Here is a 20,311-nt window from a genome sequence, read left to right as displayed (position 1 = left end):
CAATGATCCCAATCCAATTAACTATTGAAGGTTTATATTCCTATCAGGAACGCCAGACCATTGATTTCAAAAATCTTACTAATGCAGGATTATTCGGTATTTTCGGGGCTGTAGGTTCAGGAAAGTCATCCATACTGGAGGCCATTTCGTTTGCGTTGTATGGTGAAACAGAGCGCCTTAATATGCGTGATAAAAGGGCTTACAACATGATGAATTTAAAATCAGACAGTTCTTATATAGCGTTTGATTTTTTGAATTACGAGAATAAACTCTTCCGTGCTGCGAGGGATTTTAAACGAAATTCAAAAAAATTCGAGGAAGTAAAACCTAATACCGTTACTTTTTATGAGAATATTAATGGTAAATGGGTTCCTTTAAACCATTCAAATGCAGAAACAATCATAGGTTTAAGCTATCCCAATTTTAAACGAACGATCATTATCCCGCAGGGGCAGTTTAAAGAATTTCTGGAGCTGGGTGCTGCAGAAAGAACCAATATGATGAAGGAGATTTTCAATCTCCAAAAATTTGATCTTCAAAACAATGTTTCTATACTCAATGTTACAAACAAATCTGAACTCGATCAGCTTGAAGGACAATTAAAAGGTTTTGAAGAAATCAATGAGGAAAAGATCCAGGTTCAAAAAGAGCAACTAGCTGAGGAACAGAGAAAGCTCTCCGAATCGAATGAAAAGCTGGAAAAGATTTCCAATACCTATCAACAGCTGAAAAACCTAAAAAGTGATTTTGAAAGTTTACAGCAGAATAAGGAAAAATTCAGCAGACTTTCTGAAGAGAAGCCCCAAATGGATGCTCTGGAAGCACAGGCTGAATTATACGACGTTACTTTCAGGCTCTTCGATCCTTTGATTAAGGAGAAAAATAAGCTTTCAAAAGAAATTGCAGATAAGCGGGATCAGAGAGAACAACAGATTAAAACCTGGCAGGAGACTGAAAAAGCGTTTAATATGATAAAGGAACAGCTTACTGTTCTTGAACCTCAGTTTAAGGCTTTGGAACAATCCAGAACACAGGAAAATGATTTAAACCTCATCATACAAATCCTCAAGTTTTCCGAAGAAATCAAAGTCCTGAATGAAAGAACTCAGAAAGGTTCTCAAAAGGTAAAAGAGGTAGACCTTACTAAAGAGAAGATTCAAAAAAAGATTGATGCGCTTTCTTCAAATAGTAAAGCATTCAAAGAACAAAAACTAGATTCCGCTTTGCTTTCTGAAGTGGGAAATTGGTTTATTCAACAAAAAAATTTAAAAAAATCACAGCAGGAACAGGTTGAAAAGATTGAGAAATATCAAAAGCAGATCGGGGAAATTGCAGAGGAATTAAAACCTTTTGCCTATCATCAACATTATAAGGAAGATTTCAAAACCAGGAAAGAAGTCTTAGAGACGAAGAAAAAGGAGCTTTCCCAGAAGCTGGATCATTTAAAAGTCCAAAAGGAACTCTCCCGTTTTGCCAGTGAACTTCATGATGGTGAAAACTGTCCTCTCTGTGGTTCTAAAGAACATCCTCATGTTGTAGAATTTCATGATGTCAATACTGAACTGCAGGAAATTCAGGATAAAATGACATCCGTTGAGCAGGAAATGACCGGCATTCAAAAACAGGAAACTGAAATTGATAAAATTCTGGACCGCAAAAAAATATTTGAAGAACAGCTTCATTCGGAACAGAAAGTAGTGCTTCAGATCCTGAAAGATATTGAAAATCACATCATGAATTTTACATGGAAACAATTTTCTCCTGCTCACGAAGAGGAGTTTGAGAAAAAACGTTCCGGCTCATTTACTTTAGAAAAAAAGATTGAAGAAACTGAGCGAAACATAGCCCTGGAGCGCGAAACGCTGGAAAAAGAGACCAGACTTCTGGAAAAGTATAAGAGTGCACTGGAAGCTTTCCGGATGGAAGAAGTTTCGAAGCAGGAACAGATCAATATCAGCCGTTCCGGGCTTAAGATTCTGGATTGGGATCTGTATGCCCAAAAGGCAATGGAAGAAGTTGAAGAAACTTACCAAAAGCTAGTGTTCTCCAACAAGGAAACAGAAGACAATTATCAGAAGGCGCTACAACAGGAAAAACTGCTCTCCCCAAAACTGGCAGAACAAAAAGCCATTGTCAGCCAATCTGAAAAACAGATTACAGAATTTGAGAAGGAAATTTCGGAAAATAAAGAAGCTATTGCCCAAGCTTTAGCAGGTCAAAATTTCACAGATTTTAAAGAGGTTGAGGATATTTTAGTTCAGGAAATCGACATTCAACTTGTAAGGGCTAAGATCCAGCATTTCAAGGTTGATTTTGAAGCTTTAAAAAAGTTCATCGGAGAGCTGGAAGTAAAACTGAAAGGACTTTCATTCGATAACGAACAGTTTTCTTTGACTGAGAAGTTTTTCAATGAAGCGCAAATTGAACAGAAACAAATAAGCGATTCTGTGGTAACGAAAACCGCGGAAATAGACCGGCTGGAAAAGGAATTTGTGAAAAAAGAGAACCTTTTAAAAGAATTGGCAAAGCTTCAGAAACGCTCTGAAAATTTAAAAATAATGATGAACCTGTTTAAAGGAGCAGGCTTCGTACAGTACGTTTCCTCTATTTATCTGAGGCAGCTGTGTGATCATGCGAATATACGCTTCCACAGAATGACAAAGAACCAGCTGAGCCTGCAGCTCAATGAAAACAATGATTTTGAAATTATTGATTACCTCAACGAAGGAAGAAGCAGAAGTGTAAAAACACTTTCCGGAGGCCAGGCTTTTCAGGTATCATTGAGCCTAGCACTAGCGCTGGCTGAAAGTGTTCAGGCCAATGCAAAGGCAGACAAGAATTTCTTTTTTATTGATGAAGGCTTCGGAACTCAGGATGCAGAGTCTGTCAGTATCGTATTTGAAACGCTGACCAACCTGATAAAGGAAAACAGGATTGTAGGCATCATCTCCCATGTGGAAGAGCTGAAAGAAAAGATTCCTACAGCCCTCAATATTATCAAGGATGAGAAAAGAGGAAGCCTGATTGAGATCGTCTAATTAATCCTTAAACCGCAAAAGTCACAAATTAATCCAAAACAAAGGGTTTAAAATCTTCTGTGGGTTATAACAATGGATTCATCTGTTTGGAATTTCTATACAAGCTCAGCTGTTTTTAAGACAACCAGCATCACAAATGGCTTTAACCGGAATATCTTTATATTGTTCATGATTGCTGAAGGTTTCGGTCCATTCTTTCAGAGCCGGTCTTTTACTCACGTAATAATCTTCAATAAAATGGGTACGTACAGTTGTTGATGTCTTCTGTAGAATGTATGGCATTCAGTACCGTTATATTTTTGCAAGGGACAGAGCGTATACCTGGGCATTGCCTGCGCTGTTGGAAAAGTCTGAGGCAACTACTATTTGTTTCATTTTTTCAGTTTTAATAATGATCACTGAATTAAAGATCTGTCACTAATATTTTAAAAAAAAATAAAAAAGGAGACCTTTTCTGGTCTCCTTTCCGTATATCTAAAAGCCTGTTTCCGGTGTGAGCTTCACTCGCAATCTTCGCCAGGAATTCCTCTCTCTTTTCTAGCATCTGTTATAATTTCGAGATAAAATATCTTCATCGGGTCTCAAACTTTGTGGCAGTCCGGGCTGAACAGGAATAAGACAATCCGGGATTTATGCCCTGCATTTGATATAAACTTGCCTGTTACAGTCCTTTTACAGCGGGTTTTACTTCTTTCCCGAATAATTCAATAGATTTCATCATCACTTCATGAGCCGGATCTCCTACATCCATATGTCCGATAAATCTTGTAATTCCGAAAATCTCTTTCATATAAGCGATTTTATCAGCTACTTCTGCCGGGCTGCCGATAAATAATGCTCCGTCTTTGCTTCTTCCTCCGTCATACTGCATTTTGGTATAGGGAGCCCAGCCTCTGGAGGCGCCTATCCTATCCATCTGGGATTTGTAATTGTGAAAATATCCGTCTACAACGTTCTGATCTTCACTCACAAAAGTATGGGAATGAATGGCGATCTGCATCTTCGAAACATCATGCCCTGCTTTTTGGTATTCCTGTTTATAGAATTCGATCAGGTTTCTAAACTGAATAGGCATTCCTCCAATAATGGCTACTACCAAAGGCATTCCCAGCTGGGCGGCACTTAAGACAGACTGCGGAGTTCCTCCCACAGCTCTCCAGATTGAAAGCTTCCCGTCATTTTTTGCTCTTGGATACACCGTTTGATTCTGCATCGGAGCCCGAAGTTTTCCAGACCAGCTTACGTTTTCTTCAGAATTAATTTTCAGTAATAATTCTAATTTTTCGTCAAATAACTGTTCGTAATCATTCAATGAATACCCATACAAAGGAAATGACTCAATGAAACTTCCACGTCCCACGAATATTTCTGCTCTTCCATCTGAGATCAGATCCAGTGTTGAAAAATCTTCATATACCTTTACCGGCTCCGAAGAACTTAGAACAGTCACTCCACTTGCCAGTTTTATATTTTTAGTAATACTTGCCGCTGCTGCCAATACTATTTCCGGTGATGAAACGGCATAATCAGGACGGTGGTGCTCTCCCATCGCAAAAACATCAATTCCCACCTCATCCATTAATTTGATCTGATCCAGTATTTCACGGATCTTAGTTCCTGCATCTCTATATTTTCCGGTAGCCTGGTCAAAAGCCAGATCGCCGAACATTCCTATTCCTAATTCCATATTGTTGATTTTAGATACACAAAATTACGATTACAAAAAATTAAAAACATTGATGTTTGTTAAGATCTGAAGTCTTGACATTATCAAGCCATGATTTGTTGGAAAACGCAAAGACGCAAGGAATATCATACATTATGCATAAGTCTAAGGGCGCAAGAAAATCAAAGATTTTCAGAATTCAAATTAAATTTATCCAGATCAAACAGATTACGCAGATGCTATGAAAATCAGGGTAATCTGCAAAATCAGGGTGATATAAAATAAATTATACAGTATAAAATTTTATCGCAGATAAAATCCTTGCGTCTTATTACATGAGATATTCAATAATCTTGCGTCTTTGCGTTTTCCAATAGCTTTTAGCAGAAACAAAAAATCCAGTCTAGAACTTAGACTGGATTGTAATTAATTGTATTATTATTTTTTAAGATACTGATCAAAATAATCTGTGATCTTCTGCATCAGGTGAACCCTGTCTTTCCCGATCACATTGTGCGGATGTCCAGGATATGTAAAGTAATCTAACTGAACTCCGTTGTCCACAGCAGATTTGATGAATTTTATGGAATGCTGCCATACCACTACATCATCCTGTGCTCCGTGAATCATCAATAGTTTTCCTTTGAGGTTTTGGACCTTATCCAAAAGATTAGCCGCAGCATATCCTTGTGGATTTTCCTGTGGAGTATCCATATATCTTTCTCCATACATGATTTCATACATGCTCCAGTCGATAACAGGTCCTCCGGCAACTCCTACTTTAAAGACATCGGGCTTACGAAGCATAAAGCTTGTGGTCATAAATCCTCCGAAGCTCCATCCGTGAATTCCCATTTTATCACCATTTACATAAGGAAGAGATTTCAGGTACTCCACTCCTTTCATCTGGTCGTTCATTTCTGTAGTTCCCAGGTTTCTGAATACGGCTTGCTCAAATTTCATTCCCCGGTTGGAAGAGCCTCTTCCATCCATAGTGAAGATAATGTATCCGTTCTGAGCCATATATTCATACCAAAGGTTTCCTGAAGCAGGGAAACTGTTTGTTACCAGCTGCAGGTGTGGCCCGTTGTATAAGTAAACGATTGCCGGATATTTTTTATTAGGATCAAAATTTGTTGGAAGGATGATCTTTCCATATAAAGGAGTTCCGTCATCGGCTTTTAATTCTACATTTTTGATTTCTGGTCTCTGATAATTCTTTAACGGATTTTCTGAGGTAAGAATATTCGTAGACTTTAAATTATTCGTATTGATAATATTCCCTACTCTTGGTGAATTGGCATTGCTGTAAGCATCATACAGATAGTTTCCGTCACTGCTCAGTACTCCGGTATGCATTCCTTCTGCAGTATCCAGTTTCTGCATTTTAAAATTCGTCCAGTTGATCTTATATAGATGTCGTTCTAATGGAGTGTCTTTGGTGGAAATGAAATAGATTTCCTTTTTCTTTTCGTTGAATCCTAAAATATCAGTTACCAGCCAGTCTCCTTTTGTGATCTGTGCCACCAATCCTTTTTCCAAGCTGTAATGGAATAAATGATTGTATCCTGTTCTCTGACTCTGCCAGATAAAGTCTGTATTGGAATTCGGGAAGAAAGTAAGCGGATGCTGCGGCTCTACATATTTACTGTCTGTTTCTTCAAATAAAGTTTTCACTAATTCTCCGGTAACAGCATCATATTGGTTCATTTTCATATGATTCTGTCCTCTGTTCAGAACCGCTACAAAAATGTATTTGGAATCCGGGCTCCAGGTAACCGCTGTCAGGTACTGATCTTTTTCACCTTCAATTTTCAGGAAAGTCGTTGACTGGTTTTTAATATTGAAAACTCCCAGCGTTACCTGATGAGAAATCTGACCAGCCATTGGATATTTGATATTGTGATTCACAGCAGGCGTTACAGACCAGTCAATGATCGGATAATCCGCTACCATAGACTGATCCATTCTATAAAAAGCTACACTTTCAGAATTAGGGGCAGGGAAAATTCCTGTATCGATTCCAAATTCATTCCTGTGTACGGCTTGCCCGCTGATGATATTTTCATTGGCTTCATGGGTCACGGCAATGGTTTTCCCATTTTTGTTGACAAACAAATTATTCTTTGCTGTAAAAGCGAAAGTCTGGCCGTCACCAAACATTTTTACATTAGAGGCATCCTTATCTACGGCAGCCTGATTTTTCACTTTCCAGTCGTTTCCTGATTTTTCAATCCAGAACATTTTATCTCCTGTATTGAAATACCCTGATGTACCGGAAAATTTAATCTGTGGAACCGCTTTCAGTTTATCATTGGAAAACTGTCTGTTGAGCTGTGTTAAAGATACCAGCGTGTCCTGTTTGTTCGTTTTTAAATCTGTAATCAGATACCCGCCTTTCACAGCCTGGATATAAGATTTTCCATCCGCAGACCATGAAAATTGTGAAATATTTTTCACGGCAAGGTTGGTTCTCATCCCGTTTACAGCCTCCGCCATCGTGAATTTCTGTGTCTGGGCGAATGCAGCATTGCCCACAACCAGCATCAATAAAGAAAATTTATATAATTTCATTGTGTAAAATTGAATTCATCAAAAATAAGAAATAAAAATCATCCGTTAAGAAATGTTAAATTAAAACATTCAGAAAATGGAAATAATGAAATGATGAAAATTATTTCTTAACTTAATGTTAGAATTCTGCGAGGTTTGTTGGCCGGCACAAAGGCCCGGCTTATTTTATAAAAATACTGTTGTAAGGCGTAAGGATTTTACCTGCGATACAATTGAGGGTGCTTCATCTCTTTGCGCTTCGCAATGACAGATGTAGTAAAGATGCAGAGAACCCTAGCCCCGATAGTAGCGGTTACCCCGCAACAAGAGAGGGAAATCCGGAGGATTCAGTATTGCAAAGCTATGGCGTGAGGAGTAAGAGTGGATAGCGGGAAAAGCTCCTGAAATCTAAAATATAAAGCTTATCCTGCATTTCTTAACCTATATCAATGATTTGTACCTGTTCGCTGTCCTACATTTGCATCATTAATAACAAACAAAAAATAAAAATACAATGGCAACAAAATGGAACCTAGACCCAACACATAGTGAAATTACTTTTAAAGTAAAACACATGATGATCTCTAACGTAAAAGGGAGTTTCAGAACTTTCACCGCAGAAATTGAAGCGGAAGATGATACTTTTACCAACGCAAAAACCACTGCTACGATCCAGACAGATTCTGTTTTCACCAATAATGCAGACAGAGACAATCACTTAAAGTCTGCTGAATTCTTCAATGCATCTGAGCATCCAACCATTACTTTTGAATCTCAGGCTTTGAATGATAAGGTAGTGGGAAATCTTACCATCAACGGTATCACAAAATCTGTGACATTGGATGTAGATTTCGGAGGAATCAATGTTGACCCATGGGGAAATACAAAAGCAGGTTTTTCTTTTGAAGGAAAAATCAGCAGAAAAGATTTCGGATTAAACTGGAATGCTGCGCTCGAGGCAGGAGGTGTAATGGTAAGTGATGATGTAAAAGTAGCCGGTGAATTACAGTTTGTAAAACAAGCATAATTTTTAACATACTTCATAAAAGGTTCAGGGATTTTTCTAAAAGCCTTGAACCTTTTATTTTTTTAATATTCAATATTTATGAACCTCAACGATCTGCAAAACATAAGTGATGGCTTTAAAAGCACTCAGAGAATGCCTGTTTTATTTTTAGGACACGGCTCACCGATGAATGCTATTGAAGAAAATCAGTTTGTACAGGGATTCCGAAGAGCAGCGACAGAAATTCCCACGCCTAATACTATCCTGTGTATTTCTGCCCATTGGTATACTCCCGGAACTTTTGTAACCGCAATGGAGATGCCTAAAACGATCCATGATTTTTATGGTTTTCCCAAAGAATTATTTGATGTACAGTATCCCGCTCACGGAAGTCCGGAACTTGCCCATGAAACGGCAGAACTTTTATTACCGGCAGAGGTTGAAGAAGATCACAGCTGGGGACTTGACCACGGCGCCTGGTCTGTGATCAAACATATGTATCCTGAAGCCAATATTCCGGTAATACAGCTTAGCATTGATTATACAAAGCCGCCGCAATACCACTATGACCTGGCTAAAAGACTTCATAAGCTTCGTGAAAAAGGTATTCTGATCATCGGAAGCGGAAATATTGTTCATAACCTCCGGCTGATCGACTGGAAAAATATCAATACGGTAGGAGCCGGCTGGGACTGGGCTGTAGAAGCCCGCGAAAAGACCAACAACTGGCTTCTGGATGGAAATTTTCAGCAGATCATTGATTACCAAAAACAGGGAACTTCTCTGCAATATGCTGTTCCCACTCCAGATCATTATCTTCCCCTGCTTTATACAGTAGGGCTGAAAGACCGGACGGAAGACCTCGCATTATTTAATGACGAGCTTATTGGAGGATCATTAAGCATGACCAGTGTAAGGATTGGATAAAAAGAAAAGGACGAATGCCGGAAGATAAGAGTTGGTACCATGAGTTTTATGGCTTTCAGCTTTTTGATGGAAATGTAATCCATTAATAAATTGAAAGTTTTTTTTACACTCCGGTAGCTCCTTCTTCCGGCATCGGGCTTCCTTTTCTAATTTATCGGGGTTATTGTACGGCCTTTAAAACATTAATATTTCCATAGCCATAGCTGGAATTAACAGTAGGGTAATAAGTCGCAGACTGTCTCATTTTATTAAGTACCTGATCTCTTGTCCAGGAAGGATTTTTAGCCCAAACCAAAGCAGCGATTCCCGCTGTAGCTGCTGTAGCCACAGAAGAACCTCCTACATAATCGGCCTGTCCGTTATAATAGCTTAACACCGGAACTGTATTTCCTGAAGCTCTTTCCATCTGGAAGGTAAAATCGATCTCGCTTCCGGAGTGGCAGACATCACACTTCTGATTTGATGTTCCCTCCTTTACTCCTGTTATCGCCTGTGTTTCCGGCATCCATGCCGGGAAAATAACTCCCACAAAAGTCGTAAAACTGGTAGAAGTTCCGCCTGCACAGAAAATCAATTTTCCTTTAGAGTAGGCATATTTCACTCCATCTTCAATTTTTCCTACTGAAAAGATGTGTCCCATAGACATGGAAATAATCTTTACACTGGCATTATTCGCCAGTTCGGTAAATGCTGTTTTTACTCCCGTCTGTTCGCTTGAAGTATCCAAAACGACGTTTGTAGCGGCACGATAAGCAATTAAATTAGCATTATAAGCAACGCCCACCGGTAATCCTGCATTATTTCTAGGAGCGGTCATTACGGAAGCCATTTTTGTTCCGTGTCCACACTGGTCAGCGGAACCATCTGAATTATATACGCCAAATTTAGTGATGGTTCTTCCTGAAGAAGCTCCGGTATTGAAGCTGTTTCCCAACAGCGTTTGCTCCGGTGAAACTCCTGTATCCACTAAGCCTATTGTTACTCCTGCACCGGTACTGTAGCTCCAGGCGTCGGGAATATTATGTTTGGTAAAAGCCCACGGTATTTTTGCACTTGGCGTGGTGGAAGTATAATCTGCGGTACTCAGGGTAGTGGATGAAAAGCCGCATCCGGAAGAGCCGCTGCTCGAAGATCTTGCGGCTGTATTCAGCTTATTTTCATTTTCGAAATAATGATAATCCCCGGGTTCCAGGTATCGGATGGTCTTCATCTGTCGAAGTGCCGTAATGGTTTCTTCTTTTTCAATGATCACATCCATCTGATTGAGATATTTGTCTGTTGCCAGGAGAAAGCCTCTTTCATCTTTACCTTCGTATTTTTTTATAATTGACAAAATCTCGCTTTCCATAGCCCGGTTATTTGACGATTTACTTCTGTCAAAATCATTCTTGGATTCTCCAAATCCAATGGATGCCATCCTGTTTCCCTGGAAAACAGCACTCCATAGGAAGTGATCAGACTGTTTGCTCCAGTTGAAAGAACCTGTGGTTTTGATGGATTGATTAATTCCTTCATTGATTTGTTTTGCCGTCAACGGATCTTTCTGACTCATCTCCATTTTTGAACTTTCGTTCTGAAGATCTTCCGTATTACACGAGCTTAAAGCAAAAAATATTGCCAAGAAGAATACTCTTTTTTTCATATGTTATAATTTTGGTAGGGACCAATATAACACTTTATTGAGAATTATTCAATCTTTCAAAATTAATTTTGCATTATCTGAACATTAATAGCGTTTTATGAATCAATTCTATAAAATATTATGGATATCATAGTATTTTCTCATAACATACACTGGTTTCGACTCCCACGTATTGCCCATAATTCGGAATCCGGCAGAACCCCCTTTTTTCATAAACAGAAATCGCGTTCTTCAGTTCCGCGGAAGTTTCCAAAACCGCTTTTTCAAAACCAGATTCTTTAGCCCAGTCCTCCAGTTCTTTTACAACTGCAGAAGCAAGCCCTCTTCTTCTGAATTTTGGATCGGTGTACATTCTTTTGATTTCAGCAGTATCTTGCGACAGTTCTTTGAATGCCCCACAAGCAGCCGGAACTTCATCAATATAAGCGACAATGCAGTTTTTGATATGATCAATTTTATTAAACTGTTCAAAAAAGGCATTTTGCTCCCCATTATGTACAGCAAGATCAATGTCGAGAAGCTTTACTAAATTCTGAAAGTCCGCATGGGCAGAGTTTACTCGGTGTATAATCATTTTTTATTTATTTTTATCTTCCGCAGACTGATACGCGACATAATAATCTGCGGGATCTGCTGATCTGCAAGAATACAATTAGTTTTTTTAAGTAAAAAAGCCTCCTTTCGGAAGCTTTCAAGTATTTAAATTAATTTACCACAAATTTTCTTTCATTGATCAATGCTGCTATGGCCAGCATATCCTGTCCGATCAGCCTGTCATCTTCAAGTTTAGAAACTTTAGAACGAAGAACGGCAACGTTTTCTTCAATGATTTTAGAACATTTGGAAGGTCTTCTGAACTCCAGTCCCTGAGCGGCAAACATCAGCTCAACAGCTAAGATATTCACAAGATTTCCAAGAACCTGATTGAATTTTCTGCCAGAAATACTTCCCATGGAAACATGATCTTCCTGTCCTAAGCTGGTAGGAATAGAATCTGCTGATGCCGGGAAACATAATGTTTTATTTTCTGTAACCAAAGCTGCGGAAGTGTACTGAGGAATCATAAATCCTGAATTCAGCCCTGAGCTTTCCGTCAGCAATCTTGGAAGTCCGTATTTACCTTCCAGCAGTAAGTAGCTTCTTCTATCAGAGATATTTCCTAATTCTGCAGCAGCTAATGTGGCATAATCTAAAGGTAAAGCCATCAATTGTCCGTGGAAATTTCCTCCGGAGATAGACTCTTCAGCACTTAATACGATTGGATTATCCGTAACGGAGTTCAATTCTGTTTCTGCCATCCCTCTAAGGTGTTCAAAAGCATTTCTGCTCGCACCGTGAACCTGCGGCACACATCTCATAGAATAAGGATCCTGTACCCTTTCGCAGTCTTCATGGGCTTTCATATTTTCTGACCCTTTTAGAAATTTAAGCATCCTTGCGGCCACTTTTTTACTTCCTTCAAAAGGTCTGATCTCATGAAGTTCCTTTTTGAAAGGACTTTCAGAGCCTCTGTAAGCTTCAATACTCATTGCAGCAGTCATATCTGCAAGGTCTAGGAGGTACTCAAACTTTTCCAGTCCTTTGATGGCATGAGCCAGGATAAACTGTGTTCCATTGATCAGTCCCAATCCTTCCTTGGGTCCTAAAACCAATGGTTCAAGGTTATGCTTTTCCAAAACATCCATGGTATCGGATACCTGATCTCCTTCCCAAACCTGTCCAAGACCCAGCAAAGGCAGTACCAGATGCGCCAGAGGAGCAAGATCTCCTGAAGCACCTACGGATCCCTGCTCAGGAACTACCGGAATGATATCTTTTTCAAGCATAAGGATCATTCTTTCGATCACATCAAGGGAAACTCCTGAGAATCCTTTTGACAAAGCATGTACTTTCGCAATCATCATGATTTTTGAAAGTTCCTTATCAATGGGTTTTCCAACCCCTACTGCATGGGATATAATTAAGTTATACTGTAACTGAGCGGTTTCATCAGCTGATATTTTAGTATCGCACAATGGTCCGAAGCCTGTATTGATGCCATATACACATCTATCGGATTCTACTATTTGCTGTACATTTTTCTGAGATTTTAAGATCTGTTCTTTAGCGGCTTTATTCAGCTTGGCTTTATTCGGTTTTTTACAGATTTCCAGCACATCATGGAAAGTGAAAACATCTACTCCGTATATCATTTCTAAAAAATTTTCTTAAAATTACACATTTAACAATAATTGGAGAAACTAAATTTCATCGTTCTCTCTTTTTATCAAAACAAGTACTATAATTTACTATTTTTACCGCCGAATAAAAAACTTTAATACATGAGACTTAAAACTTTACTGCTTGTATTGTGCCTGGCAGGTACAGCATCTTTCGCCCAGAAGGTAAAATATTCTAAAGAAGAAATCAAAAAAATGGAGACTTACCTGTTCAATGAAGGCTTTAATACTCCCTCTCCACAGAAAACCTCGACTGTTATCTTAAAGGACGGGACATCCTATAAAGGTTTCTGCAATAAGATCGAAACTAAAAAAGGCCAAATTTATGAAGTTGCCATCAAAGACAGCACGACAAAAAAGAATACTGTTTTCAACGCTGATCAGATCAGTGAAATGTATGTATATCCAAGCAACGCCGAAAAAATTGCAAAAGTTGCTAAATATATGGGCAATATCAGAAATTTCAGCACAAAGAAACTGACCAAGAATACGAATAATGACAGGATTCATTTTGTAAATCAGACCGTTTCTTTAAAAAACAAAAAGGATGATAAAGAATTCCTGATGCAGCTGATCAACCCTGAGTTTAGTGAGATTATTTCTGTTTACCATGATCCCAGAGCTAAAGAAACTGCAGGTTTTTCTATGATGGGATCTCCACAGCTGGGAGGCGGTGTTATCAAATCCTATTATATAAAAAAGGGCAACAAAATTATGTGGCTTCATAAGGATGATTTTGAAGACAATTATGATTTTCTTTTTGGTGACCATGCAGAATTCATGAAAAAATATCCTAAAAATTCTGTAGAATGGGATTATTTCAGTTTTCTTATAAGTGAATATACTTCCATGGCAAACGGCTCAACAATTTAAACATACCATTAAACCTGCAAGTGATCTGCAGGTTTAATTTTTTTAAATAGGGAAAGTTTCCTTAATTTTGTTACATGAATCCTTCTTTAGAATTACAGCTCAAAACTTTACCATCCGAACCCGGTGTTTATCGTTATTATGATAAAAACGAACAGCTGCTGTACGTAGGTAAAGCTAAAAATCTTAAGAAAAGGGTTCTCTCCTATTTCAATAAAAATCTTTCAGGGTACAGGATCAAAATAATGGTCAGTAAGATCCAGCGTCTGGAAACAACTATTGTCAACAACGAATATGATGCTCTCTTACTGGAAAATAACCTGATCAAAGAACATCAGCCGTTCTATAATGTCATGCTGAAGGATGACAAGACTTATCCATGGATCTGCATTAAAAATGAAGATTTTCCCAGGATCTTTCTGACCAGAAATGTTATTAAGGACGGTTCCGAATACTATGGCCCCTACGCGAAGGTACGCCCTGCCAAGATTTTACTGGATACCATAAAGCACATTTATAAATTAAGAACCTGTAATCTAAATCTTTCTCCGAACAAAATAGCAGAAGGAAAATACAAGGTTTGCCTTGAATATCACATTAAAAATTGCGAAGGCCCCTGCGAGGACCTTGAAAGTAAAGAAGAATATGATGAAAAAGTAGATGCCATCCGTGGAATGGTCAAAGGAGATTTCCGTAAGGCAAAGGAATACCTGGTCAACCAAATGATGAAACTGGCCTCCAATCTTCAGTTTGAGGCCGCTCAAATCATTAAAGAAAGGCTGGATATCCTGGAAGATTATCAGGCTAAAAACACCGTGGTCAATCCTAATATTGACGATGTGGATGTTTTCGGAATGATCAGTGATGAAACGGCTGCTTATGTCAATTTTTTCAAGATAAGAAATGGAAATATTATCCAGAGTTTTACCACTGAAATCAAAAAGATACTTGAGGAAACGGATGAAGATATTATGGAAGAGGCTCTGATTGAAATCCGTCAGAAATTCAGTTCTGATTCTAAAGAAGTACTGCTTCCCTTCCACTTGTCGGTTGAGATTCCCAATGTAAAACTGATTGTTCCTAAAGTTGGGGATAAAAAGAGAATTGTGGAGCTTTCCGAAAAGAATGCCAGAGAATACCGTCTTGAAAAGCTAAAACAGGTTCAGATCGTTGATCCTGAAAGGCACACCAACAGAATTATGGCTGAAATGCAGAAGCTGCTCAGAATGCCTGTAGAGCCAAGACATATAGAAGGCTTTGACAACTCAAATATCCAGGGTACCAACCCGGTTTCGGCCTGTGTAGTTTTTAAAGACGGAAAACCCAGTAAGGCTGATTACAGAATCTTCCACCCTAAAACGGTAGAGGGTCCCAATGACTTTGCCACCATGGAAGAAGTCATCTACCGTCGTTATAAAAGAATGCTGGATGAAGGAGAAAACCTTCCGCAACTGATCCTGATCGATGGAGGAAAAGGGCAGCTGTCTTCTGCTGTAAAGAGCTTAAGACTCTTGGGGCTTTACGGAAAGATTACTATTGTAGGTATCGCCAAAAGACTTGAAGAGATCTTCTTTCCGGAGGATCCTATTCCTTTATATCTCGACAAGAAATCTGAAACGCTAAAAATTTTGCAGCGGGTAAGGGATGAAGCACACCGGTTTGGGGTAAAACATCATAGAACCAGAAGAAAAAACTCAACGATAAAATCTGAGCTGGAAGAAATTCCGGGCGTTGGAGAAAAAACCATTGAACTTCTCCTGTCTAAATTGAAATCTGTTAAAAGGATCAAGGAAGCTAACCAGGAAACCTTGGCAGAGATTTTAGGAAAGACTAAAGCCAAAGTCATTTGGGAATTTTTCAATGCAAATTAACAGATATTTGATTACAGCAGACCTATATGGGGTGTTTTTATGACTTATAAGATGCTATTTTCAATATAAAAAAACAATGCAATCCTCGGCATGACAGAAAGCTGTAATTAAAAATTCATTTCTATTTTTAAAACAATCACAGAAAACATTATTTGGAAGTATTATATTCCATTATTGAGTATTAGAGAATATTTTAATTAGATTAGGATATTGATTTAAAAACAAATATCGTTGTATAAGTGATACTGTTTATGCTGTCTTCAAAAAGGAGATCCGGGATGGAAAACATCCCGGATTTTTTAATAGACAAAGAACAACTATTGAAAAGTCCTTTTAATTTCAATTGGCAGGTACTGAGAAAAGGCAAAGTTAATGTTATGATGTTCTGAATTCTTGTATAAAAATCATTCCACCTCTCATTGTCTCAAAAAAAGACAATTTTCATAGAATACTCTATATCCTAATAAAAATAATAATTATAATAAACAAACACTAAAATATATTCTAAAAACATATATAATTAATATTTTTTTCGTAAATTAGTACATGTAAGTGAATCGTTAGGGATATGAAAAATGAATTTTTTAGCATTTATTTTCATGATCACCCTATATTGACTGAGACTTTGTCTCATTTAAAATTGAGCAATAAAAGTAAATGTTTGAACCCTGAAAAATAAAAGATAGTCTCTTTATAACAAGTAAAAACACATCATCATATAAAATGAATAAGCTCTTTTTCAAGAGCTTATTTTATTTTTACAGTAAAGATAACAAGGGTTACTTTCCTACAAATACTTCTTTAGTATATCTTCCATCCGCCTGCGGAATATCGATCACTACATTTCCATTTTCAAAATAACCAATAGTGGTACTACCATTATCAAGTTTTACGATGAAAACCTCTTTCTTTGATGTAGGTTTAAATATAGCAAAAGGCACAGAATTTCCCGATTTAGCTAAAATGAACTGACTGCCATCAATTTGGATCTTCTGCAAATCCAGCTTTCCATTTGAAAAGGTATTCGATGAAGAAGCTGTTGTTGCAACCGTAGTGGTTGGCGTAGTAGAAACAGAGGTCTGAGGGTCTGCCACAACAGAGGTCTGTGCCGGTAATATATTAACCGGATTAGAAACGGTTACTTTTACCAAAGCCTGTCTCAGTGCATCTGTAAAACCTTCCTCGAATTCTTTGATCCCTGATCTTCCTTTGGATTCAAGAACCACCTTTTTGTTACAATCTGTAAATTGTAAAATTACTTTATTGGACAAAAGACTGGAATCATCCAGCACATTTGCATTCAACACATTACAAGAATTATCTTTAGCTTCAGAAGGCCACTGATCTCTGTTTTCCGGCAGGACTACATATTTCTTTCCTTTTAACGCCTTTGTTAAATAAGTATCCAAGCCATAGCTGTCCTTTTTAAATGCTTCAAACTTTTCCGGAACAGATACATATTTATAATCTGAAACATTCTGGCTGAAAGCGAGTGTTGAACAAATGCCCAACATAAGCATTGATATCTTTTTCATTTTATTATTTTTTTAATCATTTCGGAATGCTCCCATATCCAGTTTAAGCGAGAAGAAATTAGAATAGAAATTAGAACCTCCTATCCCTGAATTGGTTATAGCGTAATCCAGGGTAAGTCCTCTGTATCGTATTCCAATCCCTGCGCTTGGCTGGAATGAAACTTTCCTTTTAAGGTCCTCTATATCTGTAATGGATTGGAATCTGTTAATCCCTAATCTCACAAAAATCATTTTCTGATATCCCAATTCAGCTCCTGCATACGGACTGATACTGGCAAAATCTGTAGAAATCAGTGAAGCCGTTTTAGCAAAATCTACATTGATCCCTGCTTCAGGCAATACATAAACACTACTGTTGATTTCAAACAGCTTACTGGCCCCCACATTCAGTTTAGGCATCGTAAGTTCCATTTTATCCTTTGGAGCAGGGTTAAATTCTTCTCCGTTCACCACTGCTGACAACTCTTTCTGATTAATACTCCAGAAGTTGACTGTTGTGGTGATATCACGGATCATTCCCCCAAACTTCCATCCGTTTTCTCCTTTATAGATGGCTCCCACATCGAAACCGAAACCATATCCGCTGGCAAATTTCCCTACATTTCTATAGACAATCTTCGCATTCACTCCTACATCCAGGTTGGGGTTTCCTCCGGGGCGGAATGCATAAGAAAGTATCGCAGCATAATCGGATTGAGAGAATTTTGTGATTTTATCATAATCGATATTTCCCTCCGAGTCGATCATTTGAGTGGTATTCAAAATATTATCTACACCCAGTCTCACTACTGAAACTCCGAAAACACCTTCTTCCATTACTTTGGCATAAGCCAGGTAATCATATTTGGCAATAGATTCAAAATATTCTGCGTGCATTGCCGCTCCTTGCCAGTCTCTGTCGATAGACATTAACCCTGCAGGGTTCCACATCGGTGAATAAACATCATCCTGATTGGATATTACTGCTCCTCCCATGGCAAGGCCTCTTGCTCCTGCTCCGATATTTAAAAATTCATTGGAATATTTTCTTATAATCTGAGATTGGGAAAGCCCAAACAGCAGTAAAAATGCAAGTAAAAAATATTTTTTCATCATATAAATTTGATGCTAGTTAAAGTTTTTTTGTTTTTCTGGCTTTAATTAATCCATTAGCAATGATTGCCAGTATCATAACGCCTGAAGCAATATAAAAAATAGGGCTCATATGTTCTGATTCTCCAAAGATAAAAAAAGCTAGTATAATTCCGTAAACCGGTTCCAAATTAACTGTTAAAATTAAAGTAAAAGGCGAAATATACTTCATCAGTTTAACTGATTCCAGCATTGGAAAAGCTGTGAAAACACTGGCTAACAAGCATATTAACGCCAGATCTCTATAGTTTATTTCATTCATCTGAAAGATTTGCCCTGTCAGCAGATAAAAGACCATTAAAATAAACCATCCGGAGAAAATTTCATAGAATATAATGTTCCCGGAGCTTGTTTTTCCAAACATCTTTCCGTTAAAAACAGAGAAGATCGTTCCGAATACAGCGCAGAGAATGCCATAAAGAATACCTTCTTTATAATGAAATTCTGTTTTAAAAATCAGCAGAATACAAGCTACAATCACCACTCCCATAACCACCTCCGATACATCCACTTTCCTTTTAAAAATAACAGGCTCCAATATGGATGCAAAAAGTGTAGATAATGAAAGGCAGCTTAAAGCAATAGAAACATTGGAGACTTTAATAGAATAAAAAAAGCAGTACCAATGCAGGGCCATAGCCAAACCAATAGCAGCCAGCTGAAAGAATATTTTTTTTGAAACCTTGATACTGTCCTTTTTATAAATCCTGATAAATACAAAAAGAAAGACCGCTGCAAAAAGCATTCTGTAAAACACCAGGATCTGGGCATTCGCATGAATCAGTTTTCCTAAAATTGCAGTGAACCCCCATAAAAATACAATTAAATGCAATCTGAAAAGTGCTAATTTATGCATATCCTATCTTCTATTAATTTCTAACGTGCAAATTTACAAATAGGCTTTTACAAATCTGATAAAAAAACAAATAATAGTTTAATTAAAAAATACTTAATACGTCTTCCCCTTATTTTTCTAAAAATTCTATGTCAAACAAAAGAAACTGTTATTTCATAGTACATTTATAAGGCCCTTCTCCTCTTAAAATAAAAAATTCATAAATTGGGGCTAATGATACTCAATAAAGATATTAGAATTAAAACAGATCGGCTGGTATTACAGCCTGTAGAAGAATTGTATATTGATGATATCAATACATACTTTACTGCAGAAGTTACAAGATATATGCCTTTTAATCCGGATGGAGATAGAAATAACATTTTCGTTTTCGTGAAAGAATCAAAAAAGTCGCTATTAAAAAATACTGACCTGGTCATGGTTGCACTTGATCATCATAATAATTTTACGGGCTGCTGCGGCATCCATAATATAACGGAAGAATCGGCAGAGCTCGGCTTATGGTTAAAAAAGGGCAAACAAGGTATTGGGTTGGGTACAGAAATAATAGTGGCCCTTATTGAATTTTTAGAAAGCAATTTTACTTTCAAATATATAGTCTATCCAGTTGATCAGGAAAATATAGCCAGTAGGAAAATACCTGAAAAATTAGGCTTTACCCCTTTTAAAAAATATCAAAAAAATAAAAGCCCATCATCATTTCTCAATATCATAGAATATAGAAAATATTATTCAGTTTAATTTTTTCAGCATAACCTTCCAGCCTTCATATACAAGTACAAAAAACCCTGAAAATTTGTTAAACTTTCAGGGCCTTCAAATAATAAACTATTAAAAAAATAAACTAGGAACTGAGTATTTTGCAGAGAATATGATCTCTGTTACTCTGATGTAAAGTTAGAAAAAATATAGATTATTTAAAAATATTTTTCTGTTAAAAATTTCACAATTTTCTGAGTACCAATATATTAAACAACTGTTTTACTTCGATTCATAT

General features: G+C 37.6%; 16 protein-coding genes. 6 read left to right on the top strand and 10 right to left on the bottom strand.

Translation table 11 applies throughout. From position 1 onward, the window contains the following. Window positions 1-2: 2 nt before the first annotated feature. Complete coding sequence (locus MUW56_RS13890; RefSeq protein WP_292013738.1) at window positions 3-3,038, top strand: SMC family ATPase; 3,036 nt, start codon at window positions 3-5, stop codon at window positions 3,036-3,038. A gap of 105 nt (window positions 3,039-3,143) precedes the next feature. Here MUW56_RS13890 and MUW56_RS13885 read toward each other — a convergent pair whose 3' ends face one another. From MUW56_RS13885 to MUW56_RS13870, 4 genes are all read right to left on the bottom strand, one after another. Continuing rightward, complete coding sequence (locus MUW56_RS13885) at window positions 3,144-3,320, bottom strand: hypothetical protein (RefSeq protein ID WP_292013737.1); 177 nt, start codon at window positions 3,318-3,320, stop codon at window positions 3,144-3,146. A 121-nt stretch (window positions 3,321-3,441) separates the two neighbouring features. Continuing rightward, window positions 3,442-3,582, bottom strand: coding sequence for a hypothetical protein (locus MUW56_RS13880; RefSeq protein WP_292013736.1), 141 nt, complete (start codon window positions 3,580-3,582; stop codon window positions 3,442-3,444). A gap of 117 nt (window positions 3,583-3,699) precedes the next feature. Then, window positions 3,700-4,725 carry an LLM class flavin-dependent oxidoreductase gene (locus MUW56_RS13875; protein WP_292013735.1) on the bottom strand — a complete coding sequence of 342 codons (1,026 nt, stop codon included), beginning with the start codon at window positions 4,723-4,725 and terminating at the stop codon, window positions 3,700-3,702. Window positions 4,726-5,142: 417 nt separating this feature from the next. Further along, entirely contained in the window at window positions 5,143-7,278 is a 2,136-nt protein-coding gene (locus MUW56_RS13870; protein WP_292013734.1) for a DPP IV N-terminal domain-containing protein, read from the bottom strand. Between the two features lie 493 nt (window positions 7,279-7,771). Here MUW56_RS13870 and MUW56_RS13865 point away from each other — a divergent pair, with 493 nt between their 5' ends. Continuing rightward, complete coding sequence (locus MUW56_RS13865; RefSeq protein WP_292013733.1) at window positions 7,772-8,284, top strand: YceI family protein; 513 nt, start codon at window positions 7,772-7,774, stop codon at window positions 8,282-8,284. Window positions 8,285-8,362: 78 nt separating this feature from the next. Next, window positions 8,363-9,190, top strand: coding sequence for a 4,5-DOPA dioxygenase extradiol (ygiD, locus tag MUW56_RS13860; protein WP_292013732.1), 828 nt, complete (start codon window positions 8,363-8,365; stop codon window positions 9,188-9,190). 160 nt (window positions 9,191-9,350) lie between these two features. Here ygiD and MUW56_RS13855 read toward each other — a convergent pair whose 3' ends face one another. The 3 genes from MUW56_RS13855 to hutH all read right to left on the bottom strand — a co-directional run bounded on the left by MUW56_RS13855 (window position 9,351) and on the right by hutH (window position 13,024). Then, window positions 9,351-10,832: a S8 family serine peptidase gene (locus MUW56_RS13855; protein WP_292013731.1), complete on the bottom strand. Its 1,482-nt coding sequence runs from the start codon at window positions 10,830-10,832 to the stop codon at window positions 9,351-9,353. A 127-nt stretch (window positions 10,833-10,959) separates the two neighbouring features. Beyond that, window positions 10,960-11,406: a GNAT family N-acetyltransferase gene (locus MUW56_RS13850; RefSeq protein WP_292013730.1), complete on the bottom strand. Its 447-nt coding sequence runs from the start codon at window positions 11,404-11,406 to the stop codon at window positions 10,960-10,962. Between the two features lie 130 nt (window positions 11,407-11,536). Beyond that, window positions 11,537-13,024, bottom strand: coding sequence for a histidine ammonia-lyase (gene hutH / locus MUW56_RS13845; RefSeq protein WP_292013729.1), 1,488 nt, complete (start codon window positions 13,022-13,024; stop codon window positions 11,537-11,539). A 129-nt stretch (window positions 13,025-13,153) separates the two neighbouring features. On the opposite strand from hutH, the gene MUW56_RS13840 reads away from it, so the two are divergent. Further along, window positions 13,154-13,924: a hypothetical protein gene (locus MUW56_RS13840; protein WP_292013728.1), complete on the top strand. Its 771-nt coding sequence runs from the start codon at window positions 13,154-13,156 to the stop codon at window positions 13,922-13,924. Between the two features lie 74 nt (window positions 13,925-13,998). Next, window positions 13,999-15,792 (top strand): excinuclease ABC subunit UvrC, encoded by a 1,794-nt coding sequence (uvrC, locus tag MUW56_RS13835; protein WP_292013727.1) that lies wholly within the window; start codon window positions 13,999-14,001, stop codon window positions 15,790-15,792. Window positions 15,793-16,571: 779 nt separating this feature from the next. Here the strand turns inward: uvrC and MUW56_RS13830 are convergent. From MUW56_RS13830 to MUW56_RS13820, 3 genes are read right to left on the bottom strand one after another with little or no spacing between them, the layout of a single operon-like run. Next, window positions 16,572-17,327, bottom strand: coding sequence for a hypothetical protein (locus tag MUW56_RS13830; protein WP_292013726.1), 756 nt, complete (start codon window positions 17,325-17,327; stop codon window positions 16,572-16,574). A 12-nt stretch (window positions 17,328-17,339) separates the two neighbouring features. Beyond that, on the bottom strand, window positions 17,340-18,422 hold the full coding sequence (locus tag MUW56_RS13825) for a PorV/PorQ family protein (RefSeq protein ID WP_292013725.1): 1,083 nt from the start codon (window positions 18,420-18,422) through the stop codon (window positions 17,340-17,342). Between the two features lie 16 nt (window positions 18,423-18,438). Continuing rightward, window positions 18,439-19,314: an EamA family transporter gene (locus tag MUW56_RS13820; protein ID WP_292013724.1), complete on the bottom strand. Its 876-nt coding sequence runs from the start codon at window positions 19,312-19,314 to the stop codon at window positions 18,439-18,441. Between the two features lie 213 nt (window positions 19,315-19,527). On the opposite strand from MUW56_RS13820, the gene MUW56_RS13815 reads away from it, so the two are divergent. After that, window positions 19,528-20,055, top strand: a complete 528-nt coding sequence (locus MUW56_RS13815; protein WP_292013723.1) for a GNAT family N-acetyltransferase — start codon at window positions 19,528-19,530, stop codon at window positions 20,053-20,055. Window positions 20,056-20,311 lie beyond the last annotated feature (256 nt).

Origin of the sequence: Chryseobacterium sp. (assembly GCF_022869225.1) — a bacterium.
Lineage (GTDB): Bacteria > Bacteroidota > Bacteroidia > Flavobacteriales > Weeksellaceae > Chryseobacterium.
Note: the sequence above shows the minus strand (reverse complement) of the source record. Positions and strands in the feature narration are given on the sequence as shown.